Here is a 14,086-nt window from a genome sequence, read left to right as displayed (position 1 = left end):
TCGGCGAGGCCGAAGGTTTTTAGAATAAATTGGATTTTATTTTAATCCGGTAAGTATTGTATTAAATGTTTTGCTGGGTCGCATGGTTTCAAAAACCAGTTTTTCAGTTGGTTCGTAATACCCCCCAATGGCTACTTTATCACCTTGAGCTGCGATTAATTCCTCGTTTATCTTGGCCTCGTTTTCCATTAATTTTTGTGCAACGGGAGTAAAGATGGTCTTTAAATCTTCGTCTTTACTTTGCTTTGAAAGTGCGTCTGCCCAATACATAGCTAAATAAAAATGACTTCCACGGTTATCTATTTCATTTACATTTCGTGAAGGCGATTTGCTGTTTTCGAGATATTTTTCGGTGGCTTCATCTAAGGCATCTGCTAAAACAATTGCCTTAGGGTTATTGTATTTTGTGCCCAAATGTTCCAAAGAAACTGCTAAAGCCAGAAACTCGCCCAAAGAGTCCCAGCGTAAATGGTTTTGTTCTAAAAATTGTTCAACGTGTTTTGGAGCAGAACCTCCTGCGCCAGTTTCAAATAAACCTCCACCATTCATTAAGGGAACTATTGAAAGCATTTTTGCACTGGTACCTAATTCCAAAATAGGAAAAAGATCCGTTAAATAGTCGCGTAAAACGTTACCGGTAACCGAAATAGTATTTTGTCCGGCTTTTACGCGTTCTAATGTATATTCAGTAGCTTTTTCAGGGGAAAGAATTTTTATTGTTAACCCAGCAGTATCGTGTTCGGGTAAATACTTGTTTGTTTTTTTGATGAGTTCGGCATCGTGGGCACGGTTTTCGTCCAACCAGAAAATTGCGGGATAGCCGGTTGCTTGGGCGCGATTTACCGCTAACTTAACCCAATCTTGTATAGGTAGATCTTTTACTTGGCACATTCTCCAAATATCACCCTTTTCAACGGTGTGTTTAATTATCACCTTTCCGGAATTGTCTATAACCTGAACTATTCCATCTGCTGGAATTTCAAAAGTTTTGTCGTGGCTTCCGTATTCTTCGGCTTTTTGCGCCATTAAACCTACATTTGGTACGGTGCCCATAGTGGTAGGATCAAAAGCTCCGTGTTTTTTGCAGAATTCAATAGTGGTTTCAAAAACTCCTGCGTAACTACTATCTGGAATTACAGCTTTGGTATCGTGGCTTTTTCCGTCAGGACCCCACATTTGCCCAGAATTGCGAATCATTGCAGGCATTGATGCATCTACTATTACGTCGCTTGGAACGTGCAAATTAGTAATACCTTTATCGCTATTAACCATTGCCAAATCTGCATTTTCGGACATTATTTTTTGAATGTCTTGAAGAATGGCATCGCGTTCATTTTTACTTAATTCGGAGAGTTTGTTTTCCAAATCGCCCAAGCCATTGTTAGCGTCAACGCCCAATTTTTTGAATGTATCTGCGTATTTTTTAAACAAATCTTCAAAATATACTTTTACAGCGTAACCAAAAATTATTGGGTCGCTCACTTTCATCATCGTTGCTTTTAAATGTATTGAAAACAATACTTTCTTTTCTGTGGCATCCTTTACCTGATCTTCCAAAAAGGAAACCAATGCTTTTTTGCTCATTACCGTTGCATCGATAATTTCGCCCTTTAAAACTTTGAGATTTTCCTTTAAAGTTATTTTATTTCCGTCCTTTTCAACCAAAACAATCTGTAACTCGTCGTCTGCGCTGAGAGTAAGCGACTTTTCATTGTGGAAAAAATCGCCGTCTTGCATAGTTGCCACGTGGCTTTTACTGTCGCTGCTCCACGCGCCCATACTGTGCGGGTGTTTTTTAGCGTAATTTTTTACCGCTTTTGGTGCTCGGCGATCGCTATTGCCTTCGCGAAGTACTGGATTTACGGCACTTCCTTTTACTTTGTCGTATTTTAATTTTATTTCTTTTTCTTCAGTGGTTTTAGGATCCTCTGGGTAATTTGGAATTTTAAATCCTTTTTTTTGAAGTTCGGCGATAGCTTCATTTAACTGTGGAATGGAAGCACTTATATTCGGAAGTTTAATAATGTTGGCTTCGGGCGTTTTTGCCAATTCGCCCAGCTCGGCCAAATCGTCCGATACGCGTTGGTCTTCCGTTAGGAATTCTGGAAAAACTGCTAAAATTCTTGCTGCAAGCGAAATGTCGCGACTTTCTAACTTTATGTTTGCAGTAGAAGTAAAAGCTTCAACAATGGGCAAAAATGAGTGGGTGGCCAAAGCCGGCGCTTCGTCGGTTTTGGTATATATAATTTTTGAAGAATTTGTCATTGAAAATTATTTTTGGAAATATTAAATTTTAAGAGTGCAAATATAACCATTTGGAGGCGTTTTTAAAAGAGAAGTAGCTCCTTAATTACTCCTCGGTTTTACACTGATAGGGGGTATTTTCTAAAACAAGAAAAGCCATATCACTGTATAAATACATTGTGATATGGCTCCTTGTAAAGTAAATCGTTACCATCAATCCGTCTAAGCGGAATCAAGACAAGTTTATTATTTACTTGCAGATGTGATTTACTTACACGAGTTCACATTTTTTTAGTTTCGCATAGCTGTAAAACAGGTGCGGCTATTAAAAAAGCGACTCATAAACTTTTTTGATCTCAATACTAATAATCTAAAGATCGTGAGTACCTCAAACAATCAAAAAAAGTTTGTAAAGTGTGTTTCTCTTTATTTTTTCAAAATTTAGAGGCTAACATTCGCAAAGAGCGTTAGCTTCGTGTACAATTATGAAAAAACAATGTAAAAGAACGTTACTTTAGGTTATCAAATAAGCCGTTTGGCATATATTGATATGGCTAATATAGAACAGAAAACCGAATGTGCAAGAATTTGTAACCTATTAAAAATCCACAGTTTACAAACACGGTTTGTTAACAATTGTTCATAAAAAAAGCCTTGCAATTGCAAGGCTTTTGAGAGTTTTCAACAAAGAATAAACTATGAACGTTTTTCTTTGATACGGGCTTTCTTCCCGGTAAGTCCTCTAAAGTAAAAGATACGAGCTCTACGCACACTACCTTTTTTGTTGACTTCAATTTTTTGAAGCGCTGGCATATTAAGTGGGAAAATACGTTCCACACCAATTGTACCACTCATTTTACGGATTGTAAAAGTTTTAGTAGAACCTGTTCCTTTAACCTGGATTACAACTCCTCTAAAAAACTGTGTTCTGGTTTTTTCGCCTTCACGAATTTCGTAGTAAACGGTAATTGTATCACCCGCTCCGAATTCAGGAAAATCCTTTTTTGTAACAAATTCGTCTTCTACAAATTTTATTAATGCTTCCATTTTAATAACTTGATAAGGTTTAAATTAAAACAACATTCGCGGTTTTCGCCAGAGGTTGAATTAAGTGGGTGCAAAAGTAAGCAATTTAAGTTAGTAGGCAAGAAAATTTATTGATTGTTATAGGTCTAAGGCATAAATTTAATTTTGGGACAGTATCCATGCTGCAATATCGTGTAACACTTTAGGCGAAATAGTTTGCTCAATTTGTCCGTATTCCTGCAACATTCCAGTTTGGCATTCCTGAAATAGATGGTTTAAATTTGGGTACGTTTTTAAAGTGAAGTTTTTTGTTGTGTCCTTTGCCATTATTGCTCTTAAAGCTTCAAGGTTTTCGGTGGCTGGTACTTGCAAATCTTTTTCGCCGTTTAATGCCAGTAGCGGAACATTTAGATTTTCCAGTGAATTCTTCGGGTCGTATTTTATAAAATTACTGAGCCAAGGACTGGAGTAGGAGCCTACGATTAGATTTTTATAGTATGCTTCAGTCATTCCGTGCTCTGACGCAAAAGTTGGATTCGTTTCGAAATATTCGGTGGTGTACTTTTCTAAATTAGTCTTTAAGGAATCGGTTTCAGAAGTAGTTATAGTATTCATTATACCAGAATCAAATTCCAATTCTTTTGAAATAAAGTTTTCATTAGATCCCATGGCTCTAAGTTGCATTTCTTTTTGACGAAGCATTAATTCCCTTCCGGGAATCATTACGCCTGCCAAGGTAACTACAAAAGCAATATTATTGCCAGCTGAAGCTACGAGTGGTGCAATAACGCCGCCTTCGCTGTGGCCAATTAACCCAATTTTTTGGGTGTTAATTTCTTTTCTATTTTTTAAAAATTCTATTGCGGCTACTACGTCTCTTGCAAAATCTACGGAAGTAGATCTCGAAAAATCACCAGTAGATTCGCCAACGCCTCTATCGTCATAGCGTAATACAGCAATGCCTCTATTTGTTAAATAATCTGCTAACACCCAAAAGGGCTTGTGATTAAAAATTTCTTCATTTCTGTCTTGTGGGCCACTGCCGGTGATTAAAATTACGGCAGGAAAATTGGTTCCTTCTGCGGGGTAGGTTAACGTTCCTGCCAATTTTACATTATCCTGGGTATTTGTAAACGCTACTTCTTCTATGGTATATAAAAATGGTGCTTCTGGGGTTTGGGGACGGTTTAATTTTTGTTGTGCAAAACTGCTCGTGCAAAGTATTATTAAAACAATTAAAGAAGCCATTTTCTTAAATTGAATATATGAATAGGCAATTGGCACAATTGTTATAATTGCGGTAATTATTATAAACAGTGTTACCGCTATTGGTTCGTTAAAAACAGCGCATGCAAATATTATAAGTAACCCTCCAGCTACCCAAAACTTACCAGCAAACTTGTGGGTGTTTTTCCAAATAGTGTCGTTTTCCAACGTCCAAGGGGTTCTAATGCCTACAAAGTAATTGGGTCTGATAGTTTTAAAATAATTTCCAAGTAAAACAAAAAATGCGCCTATAAGCATTAGGATAAATGTAGGATGTCCCAGCGATTGTTCGTTTACGGCATAAATTATATATACAAAGAGAACAGTGATAAAAAGGGCGGTTATTAAGCGAATACTGTAATATTTATTCCCCATGGAATTCACCCGTTTCTTAGGATCAATTTTAGGGATAAAAAGAAATAATAAATACAGTACGAAAGGTAAAATCCCTAAAAAAAGTAATTCCATTTTACTGCCATATCTATTAATTGTACCGTCTAATCCCCACTGTAAGGGCACTTGTGATGGTAAGTTTTGCCAAACAATGGCAAGATACACAGCCGGTAATAATGAAAGTAGGAGGAGGGGCAATTCTTTTTTAAAATTGAATTTCATAATTTCTATTTTTTTAGGGTTAGTAGCCACGTAAAAACGTCGTCAAGAATTGTTGTGTTTATAGAATAATGAATAAACTGTCCCTTTTTTTCGCCCGATATTAAGTCTGCACGTTGTAAAATATCTAAATGATGCGAAATACTTGGTTTTGAAATTTTAAAGTTTTCGGCAATTTCTCCCGCCGTTAAGTCGTCTTTTTTTAGCAATTCCAGTATTTCCCTTCGGGTTTCGTCGTTAAGGGCTTTAAAAATATCTTTCACTATTGTTTAGTTATTTAGACAAATATCTAAATACTTTTTTCAATTTCCAAATAAATCCAAATAAAAAGAGGCCATTAAAAGCCTCTTTTCAGTATATAATAGTTGTAGTTTAGTTTTATTGCGTTTGGGCAATCCAAGCATTTATTTTATTATCTAATAATTGCAACGGGATGCAACCTGTTTCTAAAACTTGGTTGTGGAATTCGCCGATTTGGAATTTGTCGCCCAATTCCTTTTCGGCTTTATGACGAAGTTCCAAAATCTTTAATTGCCCAATTTTATAGGCCAAGGCCTGTCCGGGATTTGCCATATAGCGTTCAATTTCTGAAATAATTCCCGCTTCTGGCTCTGCTTCGTTCTCTAGACAATATTGAATAGCTTCCTCACGCGTCCAACCTTTTGCGTGCATTCCTGTATCTACCACCAAGCGTACAGCTCTGTGCATTTCGGCACCCAGCATCCCGAAATATTGATACGGATCTGTATAGAGTCCAAGTTCTTTTCCGAGCGATTCGCTATAAAGCGCCCAACCTTCGCCATAACCACTATAAAAAAGGGTTTTGCGGAACATGGGCAACTCGTCATTTTCCTGTGTTAGCGAAATTTGGTAATGGTGCCCCGGAATAGCTTCGTGCAAAAAGAGCGATTCGTCACTGTAAATATTGTATGCTGAAGCATTCGGAATTGGCACATAAAACCTTCCTGCCCGTGATCCGTCCAAACTGCCTGGATTGTATTCGGCACTTGCAGAATTTTCACGGAATTTTTCGGTCTGTTTTACTTCAAAAGCAGTTTTCGGTTTTTTGTCGAAAAGCAGCTCCAGTTTTGGTTTCATCGTATCGTAAATAGCATAAAAATGGTCTATAATTTGCTGTGGCTCTTTGTACGGCATCAATTCTTTATTAGTACGAACAAAATTGAAAAACGCTTTCAAATCGCCTTTAAAACCAATTTGTTGCTTCACTTTCTCCATTTCCGACGCAATACGCGCCACTTCACTTAAACCTAATTGGTGGATTTCATCAGCGGTCATTTCGGTGGTTGTATATTTTTTAATTTGGTGCCTGTAATATGCCTCGCCATTGGGAGTATCTGCAATTCCGGTAGTAGATCGGCCGGCATTTAAATATTCTTCAGCCATAAAATCGTGAAGGTTTTGGTACGCTGGAATTATTTTTTCTGAAATCATTTTTGAATAGGCTTTCGAAAGTTCCTGCTGTTGTATTTCAGAAAAAGTGTCGGGAAGATTTTTTATAGGTGAATAAAATAGATTCTTTTTTAAATCTGGCTCAGTCATCGCCTTTAGCTGTGGAATTATTTTTACAATTAACGATTTTGGAAGTACATAACCTGCCGCCATGCCCTCTTTCATTTTCACTTTTGCGGTATTTAACCAAACAACGAATCCATCTACGCGTTTTAACCAATTGGTATAATCTTTAACCGTTGAAAAAGGTTGGGCGCTGCCGCCGCTAGCCAATTGGCCCATTACTAAATTTACCGACCACATTTGGTCTATGGGAAAATATATTCCATTTTTGAATGTTAGCGTTTCTAAGTTACTATTGCATTCCCACAATAGCACGTCTTTACTCATTTTTTCGGTTTCGTTTAAATCTTCGTCATTAAACTTTGAAACCTCTTCTTTGTAGTTTGTATAATAATTTTTTAATTCAGAAATATATTCGTCTGAAAGGATATTTGGAAAACTATCGTTGTAGCGCGTATCTCCAGAAAATGTAGCACTCAGTGGGTTGAGCTTTAAGCCATCTTCGTAATAATTATCCAATAGGGTGTTGAAATCTTCGCTCACGTTACTGTTTGTCTTTGAATCCTCCTTTTCTTTTGTTTCATTTTTACAAGCAGTGAAAAGGACGACTGTTAGTAGTATTGTTGCAATTTGTTTGATATTCATTTTATTTTGAATTTTTGGTTGCTATTTTCAACAATCTGAAATTTTTTAATCTATTTTAATTAGTTTTCCTGAATTGACAACATTATTTTCATTTCGCATTAAATTAAAATAAATAGTGTCTTTGCTACATTCAATCAATCGATAAAATGGTTTGCTAAATGTATAGGTAGATTTATTCAAATCATCTTTATAAGTTATATGAGAAGGAAGATCATTTAGAAAACATTCGTTATCAGAAATCCATTCTACAATAGAAGTCATAGTTTGGTCACCATAATTTGCTTCAATTGTATCAGCTTTGACTTTGTATTGAAAGGAAAAAAACTCCTCATCAAATTCCACTTTATATGTTCCGTCTTTTAATAGACAATAATCTTCGGAGCAACTGGAAATAAAACAGATGAGAATAAATGTATAGATAATTTTAGTCATATTGTTTATTCTAAAATAAAAGCTTCTGACATTATTTTTTTGCCAAAAACTCTTTCGCCGTTAAAACGGGAATTTTTGAATTCTTAAAGTCTTTTTTATTGCGAGTGATAATAACATCTATATGATTTTCCAATGCCGAATAATATTGCAAGCCGTCTTCGAAATCGAAGAAATTATCATCGCTGAGAGCTAATTGCGTTATTTTTTCGTCCAAGCTTAATATTTCAACTAGAATTTTAAATTTCCGTAATATTTCTCGTGCTTCTTTCGCGGATTTCAATTTGGTAAGAATGTAATTAGTGTTTGCAAACGTTAAAGCGGAAATCGTTAAATGTAACTCTTTATTATCCGCTCGTGAAAACAAATCTGCAGCTTCATCATAGAAGTCTTTTCGTCGCGATAATAAGTCTATAACAATATTGGTATCGATTAAAATTTTGCTCATTTGTATTTCTCGATTAAATACTCTGTGTAAGAATCTTTGGCATCAAAATCTTCATCGAGGGTTATAACACCACTTAAACTCTCTACTAATGGAGTAATGTTGGCACCGTTCGTTTTGCGCTTTGTGAGTGTAGTTAAATACGATTCAATTAATTTCGACAGACTAATATTGTTCGATTTAGCGTATATTTTCGCGTTTTCAATAATAGTTCCGTTAAGACTTAATGTGAGTTTTTTGTCCATGGTGAAATATTTTACGTACAAAAATAATGAATTTTCACGTAATGTTAGAGAGAACTCATTTTTTTTCAGCTAACTCACGCGTTAAGAGGTTATTCCAGCAAATCCGGCCGTCGCTCCTTTGTGCGTTTATACGCCTGATCTTCGCGCCATTCTTCAATTTTACCGGTATTGCCGCTCGTTAAGATTTCGGGTACGGTCCAGCCTTTATATTCGGCTGGGCGGGTGTATATTGGTGGCGCTAATAAATTATCTTGAAATGAATCTGTCAACGCGCTGGTTTCATTGCCCAAAACCCCCGGAACCAATCGTATAATAGCATCACAAACAATGGCAGCAGCTAGCTCGCCGCCACTTAATACAAAATCGCCCACCGAAATTTCTCGGGTTATAAAATGATCGCGCACACGTTGGTCCACTCCTTTATAATGCCCACAGAGGATAATTATATTTTCTTTCAACGAAAGTTCGTTGGCCGTGTGCTGATTAAACGTTTTGCCATCGGGCGTCATATAGATTATTTCGTCGTAATCTCTTTCGGCTTTTAATTCTGAAAGACATTTATCAATGGGTTCAATCATCATCACCATTCCTGCGCCCCCGCCAAATTGATAATCGTCAATTTGCCTATAGGCATTGGATGACCAATCGCGAAGGTTATGCGTGTGTACTTCCACGATTCCTTTTTCAATGGCGCGTTTTAGGATTGAAACTTCAAAAGGGCTTTGGAGCAATTCGGGCACTACGGTTATTATGTCAATTCGCATTATGGTAGTTCTTTTTTCGGTGCGCATCAGTCAAGGAAACCTAATGGCTGCAATGATATGTTGCAATATATTTTAAAGTGTAAAAATACGGTAATTGAGTGGTATTATACTTCCCAAGTATAATGATTTACGCCATCGTCATTTTTCTAGCCCAGTTTTTTATAAAGTTTTTGGGCGGGATTGTCGGCATCAGTTTCTAGGGTAATTCCTTTGCTGCCTTCTTTGATAGCGAATTGTTTTGCGCGTTCCATCAACGCCTCGCCAACGCCTTGTTTTCTAGCTTCTGAAGTTACAAATAAGTCGTTCAAAATATAAACCCGTTGCAAGGAAACCGACGAAAAACTGGGGTAAAGCTGCGTAAATCCCAAACCTTTATCAGCTGCATCTAAACACAAAAATATTGTAGAATCTTGCTTTGCGAATCTTTCTTTTAAAAATGCGCTGGCCGCATCAATATTCGGAGTTTGTTTGTAAAAAACACGATACGCATTAAATAGTGGAGCCAGTTGTTCAAGATTTTTGATTGTTGCCGCAATTACCTTCATATTAAAATAATTTATAATTAACCGTTTTTTATTTGCCGTGCTTTTTTTCGTTTTTCGCGCTCTTTTTTGCGAAGTTCACTTTTTTCTTCCCGAGTTAAATTTTTCTTTTTTAAAGCATCCTTAAATTCTATTTCGCCATCAATATTGCCCGTAAAGGCTTTAATCCACGCATTGCCGAAAATATTTATAACTGTAGGCCAAACGCCAGCTTCCACTTTTGTAAGATCGCCTTCAAAAGGAACTTTAGTTGCGAGCGTATCTGTGCCTTGGTTTTTTAGAATGAATTTGAAAAAACCTGCAAAGCCTTCCCATAAAACTTCAAGGAAACCATCTTCTTTTCCAATTAATTTAGTGTTTGTTAAAAGCGGCTTTACGTAGCCAATCATGTGGCCGTCCGCAATGGCAATTTCACTAAAAAGCGAAAAGGTGCCTTTGTTAAAATCGAGACCTGCGTAATAATTTGTGAAATCGTTTAGCGCCGAAGCATCTGCATTTTCTAGTGAAAAGGAAACGTCCATGTCGGGTATTTTTTTTATCAAATTCATATTTGCTTCTAACGAAACTTTCCCGTTCCCGATTGAAACTCCCGTAGCGCGAATCTTAGACGGAAGAATTCGTTCTCTTTCAACCACGTTTCTGAGGTTGTCTGCGGTGAGCTCCAGTTTGTCTATTCGCAAATCTATGTTCGGATCTGCCGAAAGTTGTACAAATGCCACTTTACCGTCGTGTACTTTTAAATGGTTTATGTCTATTGGTACAATATCGGTTAGCGCCTTGGTCCAATCATCTACATCTGCATCGCCACTTTTTGCTTTTTGGTCTTCAAAAACGTAGATAACTTCAGGGCTGGTCATTATTATTTCGCTGACAATTTTGCCTTTAAAGAGCGATTTCCATTCGATGGAGATATCGCTTTTCGGAAAACTTAAAAATGGGATTTGCGATTCTGCCGTGCCTTTGTTTAAATACATTCCGTTGATTACGTAAGCGCCGCGATAAAGCGAAATATCAACATCATCCACCTGTCCGTAATAGCCGGGAATGTTTGCTAAAACTTTGTTTATATTATTTTTTACGAGGGTAGGAAGGTAGATTCGGAAGGCAATTAGCAGCGCCAAAATTATAATTGGTACGATATAGCGCTTCTTTTTTAAACCGCGTTTCTTTTCAGTTACAGACATTTCTAAAAACTAAATAATTTTACCAAATGTGATTGAAAGAATGCAGATTTTCAGTTAATGAAGTCATAAAAAAAATTCCCGCGCAGGCAGGAATCTCTTTTTTTTAAACTCATTGAAATAGTTTTATAAACTACAATTGCCGTCGATGATATCTTGTTTTGTGGGGTTGTAGGCGTTGTATATTGCGATGTAGCTATTATTACTGCCATTTATAAAGAGGTTTTGTAAGTCACAAAAATCTGTAAGTTCATTATTGCCTCTTATATCTAAATTACGACATCTTTCTAAATTGTTTAAGCCAACCAAATTTGGTAGGCTTTCATTATTAAATATTTGAAAACTTTCAGCAGTTTCTAAATTCCTTAATCCTTGAATATTTATTAGAGAATTATTGTTCTGTACGGTAAGTTCATGAGAAATATTGATGGTTGATTCTAAACCATGAAGATTTTCTAAAAAGGGATTTTCTATTATCTTTAATGTAGTAGTCACTCGTTTATTTTGCAAGCCTTCAATACTTGTAAGCGAAGAATTCGCTGCTATTTCCAAGTGATATATTTCAGTATTTAAATTTTCAATGCCGTTCAAGTTTAAAAGCGAATTATTATATGTAATACGGAAATAATTATATTCTCCGGTTGCAGTTGTTAAATTACTGAGCCCATCAATATTTGCTAGCGAATTACAATTTATAATAGTTAAATCACCGCCAAATGAAGTCAAGTTGCTTAGCCAATCAAGATTGGATATTTGAGGACAAGAAACTAGGACTAATCCATCTCCTATGGAAGTAAGTTGATATAATCCAGAAAGATCATATAATCTTGGATTAAGAGATAACACCAGTTCTTGAACCGAGGTTAAACGGTTAAATCCTTCGATTTTTTCTAAAGTATCATTAACTACAATGATAAGTTTGCCATATAAATAGTGAATATTTAAACCTAATGTAGAGATCAATGATGGATTATTGGTAATCCCTAAATCACCATTTATCGATCTTAAACTTTGGAGGGGAGATAAGTCGATTATATCTGTTGTTGTTCCTTCTTCAGGATCACCAATATGCAATGTTCCAATTATTGCCGCATAATTATTTGCTCCAAAATCGTTTACTTCTTGCTGTGATCTTAAAATTAGATCCCCTTCATAAACATTCTCCTCCATTAAATCATTCAAAGTAATTGTAATCGAAGCATTTTCAGACACAGCGCCATTGGCTACTTGCACTGTCCCAGTAATTGTAGGATTTGATTCAAAATCAAAAAGGGTTTCATCAGCAACTTTTAGTTCGCCAGAACTTGCATCGATAGAAAAGGCGCCCGAAGGTGTTTGTTCGGTTATTGAAAAAGTAACCGAGCCGTCATTCGTGCTTCCTTGAACACTTCCAATTACCTGCCCGTTTATTGGGTTTTCATCCATTGTTATGGAAAAATCACTGGTTGAAACGGTTATTTCAGTTTCTTGGGGCGCTGGATCATCGCTGTCTTTTGAGCAGGAAATGAAGGTGAGAAAAACAGTGGCTATTATTATTCTGAAAGTTAAAAGTCTATTCATTATTTCGTTTTTAAAGCCTACAATTGCCGTCTATGATGTCTTGTTTTGTTGGGTTGTAGGCATTATCACTTACCGAATAATTTCCCCTAAGTCCATTATTAATGAGTAGTGTTTGCAAACCGCAAAAATCTGAAAGGTATTGATTGTAATTTATGGATAAATTTCTGTCAACATTTCTCAAACTTGATAATCCATTTAAGTTTGTTAGTGAGTTATTTTCTCTTATATTCAAACTGTTTGTTGCAATCTCAAGATTTTGTAGGCCGTCTATATTTTCTAGTCTGTTATTTGACTCTATAGTAAGGGATCTTACCAGGGTGAGGTTATTTAGTTCATCTAGGTTTTGAATTTTAGTATCCTTTATTGAAAAGGATTGTGAAACAATGGTTATACTATTCAATCCTTCTAAATTGTTTAATGAGAGATTTCCATTAATGTAGAGATAACTGGCAATTTCAATTCCGTTTAAAGCAGAGATACTTTCAAGAGACTGGTTATCGTTAATTAAAATGCTTTCTGGAAATTGACTTACATTTTGCAGACTATTAATGTTTAAAATTAAATCATTATTGAAAATGGATAGATGATCTCCTAAATTGGTGAGGTTTTCTAAGCCGTTAATACTATTTAATGAACTGTTATCTCCAATATTTAAACCTCCCGTTGCGCTTGTTAGACTATTTAAGCCTTGTATGTTTGTTAAAAGTGGATTATCTACAATAGAAACCGTAAAAGCTTCAGTAATATTTGTAAGTCCATCAACATTTTGGAGTGAGTTATTTTCATTAATACTAATATCCCTAGCTCTTTCAAAAAATTCTAAACCATCTAAGTTAATTAAGTTGGGATTATCCATAATAACGATGTTATTATTAAAATCACGAACATTCAATAAACTTTCAATATGCTTTAAAGATTCATTTTCAAGAATTACAAGTTGTCCTACAATCGTGGTAACATTTTCCAAACCTTGCAAATTTTCAAGATTAGGATTGGCACCTACAATTAAATTATTTCCAATTGAAACTATTGAATTTAAAGGTGTAAGATCATTTATATCTGAAACTCCGCCATCTAAGAATACTCCAATATCTAAAGTTCCAGTAATATGAGTATATTGATTTGCTCCAAAAGCATTTACCTCTGCCTGAGTTTTTAAATTAATTAGCCCTTCAAAAACCCTATCCTCGTTTATATCATTCAAATTTATGGTCACGAAAGCATTTTTAGATATAGATCCATTCGCTACTTTTACAATACCCGTGATTGTTGGATTGGTTTCAAAATCAAAAAGCGATTTATTTACAACTTTTAGTTCGCCGGTTGCATTATCAACGGAAAATGCTCCAGAAGGATTTTGTTCTGAGATTGAAAATGTAACGTTCCCTTCATTTGTTGATGCAGTAATAGTGCCTATAGTTGCTCCAGTATCTGGATTTTCATCCATTGTTTTGGAAAAATTGGCAGCTAAGACGCTTATTGGAATTTCTTGTGATGAATCGCTCTCATCTTTAGAGCATGAAATAACTGTAAGTAAAAAAAGAGCAATTATTATTTTGTATTGATAAACTAAATTCATTGTTTTTTAATTTAA

Annotated in this window: 13 protein-coding genes; all 13 read right to left on the bottom strand. The window is 35.8% G+C overall.

The window, feature by feature from the left end; translation table 11 throughout:
• Window positions 1-36: 36 nt before the first annotated feature.
• Entirely contained in the window at window positions 37-2,265 is a 2,229-nt protein-coding gene (locus QCQ61_RS00130) for an NADP-dependent isocitrate dehydrogenase (RefSeq protein ID WP_279448684.1), read from the bottom strand.
• A 675-nt stretch (window positions 2,266-2,940) separates the two neighbouring features.
• Window positions 2,941-3,291 (bottom strand): 50S ribosomal protein L19, encoded by a 351-nt coding sequence (rplS, locus tag QCQ61_RS00125; RefSeq protein ID WP_279448683.1) that lies wholly within the window; start codon window positions 3,289-3,291, stop codon window positions 2,941-2,943.
• A gap of 138 nt (window positions 3,292-3,429) precedes the next feature.
• A complete protein-coding gene (locus tag QCQ61_RS00120; RefSeq protein ID WP_279448682.1) occupies window positions 3,430-5,151 on the bottom strand; it encodes an alpha/beta fold hydrolase in 1,722 nt (573 codons plus the stop codon).
• A 5-nt stretch (window positions 5,152-5,156) separates the two neighbouring features.
• Window positions 5,157-5,411 carry an autorepressor SdpR family transcription factor gene (locus tag QCQ61_RS00115; protein ID WP_279448681.1) on the bottom strand — a complete coding sequence of 85 codons (255 nt, stop codon included), beginning with the start codon at window positions 5,409-5,411 and terminating at the stop codon, window positions 5,157-5,159.
• 115 nt (window positions 5,412-5,526) lie between these two features.
• Window positions 5,527-7,326 carry a DUF885 domain-containing protein gene (locus tag QCQ61_RS00110; RefSeq protein WP_279448680.1) on the bottom strand — a complete coding sequence of 600 codons (1,800 nt, stop codon included), beginning with the start codon at window positions 7,324-7,326 and terminating at the stop codon, window positions 5,527-5,529.
• Between the two features lie 45 nt (window positions 7,327-7,371).
• Window positions 7,372-7,758 carry a hypothetical protein gene (locus tag QCQ61_RS00105; protein ID WP_279448678.1) on the bottom strand — a complete coding sequence of 129 codons (387 nt, stop codon included), beginning with the start codon at window positions 7,756-7,758 and terminating at the stop codon, window positions 7,372-7,374.
• A 31-nt stretch (window positions 7,759-7,789) separates the two neighbouring features.
• Window positions 7,790-8,203, bottom strand: coding sequence for a type II toxin-antitoxin system VapC family toxin (locus QCQ61_RS00100; RefSeq protein WP_279448677.1), 414 nt, complete (start codon window positions 8,201-8,203; stop codon window positions 7,790-7,792).
• Complete coding sequence (locus QCQ61_RS00095; RefSeq protein ID WP_279448676.1) at window positions 8,200-8,445, bottom strand: DUF6364 family protein; 246 nt, start codon at window positions 8,443-8,445, stop codon at window positions 8,200-8,202. The genes QCQ61_RS00100 and QCQ61_RS00095 overlap by 4 nt, the downstream gene beginning before the upstream one ends.
• 89 nt (window positions 8,446-8,534) lie before the next feature.
• The gene (gene trmD, locus QCQ61_RS00090) at window positions 8,535-9,209 is read right to left on the bottom strand and encodes a tRNA (guanosine(37)-N1)-methyltransferase TrmD (protein WP_279448675.1); all 675 of its coding nucleotides are present in this window, start codon (window positions 9,207-9,209) and stop codon (window positions 8,535-8,537) included.
• Window positions 9,210-9,355: 146 nt separating this feature from the next.
• Window positions 9,356-9,754 carry a GNAT family N-acetyltransferase gene (locus QCQ61_RS00085; protein WP_279448674.1) on the bottom strand — a complete coding sequence of 133 codons (399 nt, stop codon included), beginning with the start codon at window positions 9,752-9,754 and terminating at the stop codon, window positions 9,356-9,358.
• Between the two features lie 17 nt (window positions 9,755-9,771).
• Window positions 9,772-10,935, bottom strand: a complete 1,164-nt coding sequence (locus QCQ61_RS00080) for a DUF748 domain-containing protein (RefSeq protein ID WP_279448673.1) — start codon at window positions 10,933-10,935, stop codon at window positions 9,772-9,774.
• A 123-nt stretch (window positions 10,936-11,058) separates the two neighbouring features.
• Window positions 11,059-12,492, bottom strand: coding sequence for a cadherin repeat domain-containing protein (locus tag QCQ61_RS00075; RefSeq protein WP_279448671.1), 1,434 nt, complete (start codon window positions 12,490-12,492; stop codon window positions 11,059-11,061).
• Window positions 12,493-12,502: 10 nt separating this feature from the next.
• A complete protein-coding gene (locus tag QCQ61_RS00070) occupies window positions 12,503-14,071 on the bottom strand; it encodes a cadherin repeat domain-containing protein (RefSeq protein WP_279448670.1) in 1,569 nt (522 codons plus the stop codon).
• Window positions 14,072-14,086 lie beyond the last annotated feature (15 nt).

The sequence above is a fragment of the Aequorivita marisscotiae genome (genome assembly GCF_029814825.1).
GTDB classification, from domain to species: domain Bacteria; phylum Bacteroidota; class Bacteroidia; order Flavobacteriales; family Flavobacteriaceae; genus Aequorivita; species Aequorivita marisscotiae.
Note: the sequence above shows the minus strand (reverse complement) of the source record. Positions and strands in the feature narration are given on the sequence as shown.

What these genes read in the sequence shown, in the direction of transcription:
- QCQ61_RS00085 (WP_279448674.1), bottom strand. Translation starts at nt 9,754, where the DNA reads ATGAAGGTAATTGCGGCAACAATCAAAAATCTTGAACAACTGGCTCCA.
- QCQ61_RS00075 (WP_279448671.1), bottom strand. Translation starts at nt 12,492, where the DNA reads ATGAATAGACTTTTAACTTTCAGAATAATAATAGCCACTGTTTTTCTC.
- trmD (WP_279448675.1), bottom strand. Translation starts at nt 9,209, where the DNA reads ATGCGAATTGACATAATAACCGTAGTGCCCGAATTGCTCCAAAGCCCT.
- QCQ61_RS00095 (WP_279448676.1), bottom strand. Translation starts at nt 8,445, where the DNA reads ATGGACAAAAAACTCACATTAAGTCTTAACGGAACTATTATTGAAAAC.
- QCQ61_RS00080 (WP_279448673.1), bottom strand. Translation starts at nt 10,935, where the DNA reads ATGTCTGTAACTGAAAAGAAACGCGGTTTAAAAAAGAAGCGCTATATC.
- QCQ61_RS00105 (WP_279448678.1), bottom strand. Translation starts at nt 7,758, where the DNA reads ATGACTAAAATTATCTATACATTTATTCTCATCTGTTTTATTTCCAGT.
- QCQ61_RS00070 (WP_279448670.1), bottom strand. Translation starts at nt 14,071, where the DNA reads ATGAATTTAGTTTATCAATACAAAATAATAATTGCTCTTTTTTTACTT.
- rplS (WP_279448683.1), bottom strand. Translation starts at nt 3,291, where the DNA reads ATGGAAGCATTAATAAAATTTGTAGAAGACGAATTTGTTACAAAAAAG.
- QCQ61_RS00100 (WP_279448677.1), bottom strand. Translation starts at nt 8,203, where the DNA reads ATGAGCAAAATTTTAATCGATACCAATATTGTTATAGACTTATTATCG.
- QCQ61_RS00130 (WP_279448684.1), bottom strand. Translation starts at nt 2,265, where the DNA reads ATGACAAATTCTTCAAAAATTATATATACCAAAACCGACGAAGCGCCG.
- QCQ61_RS00120 (WP_279448682.1), bottom strand. Translation starts at nt 5,151, where the DNA reads ATGAAATTCAATTTTAAAAAAGAATTGCCCCTCCTCCTACTTTCATTA.
- QCQ61_RS00110 (WP_279448680.1), bottom strand. Translation starts at nt 7,326, where the DNA reads ATGAATATCAAACAAATTGCAACAATACTACTAACAGTCGTCCTTTTC.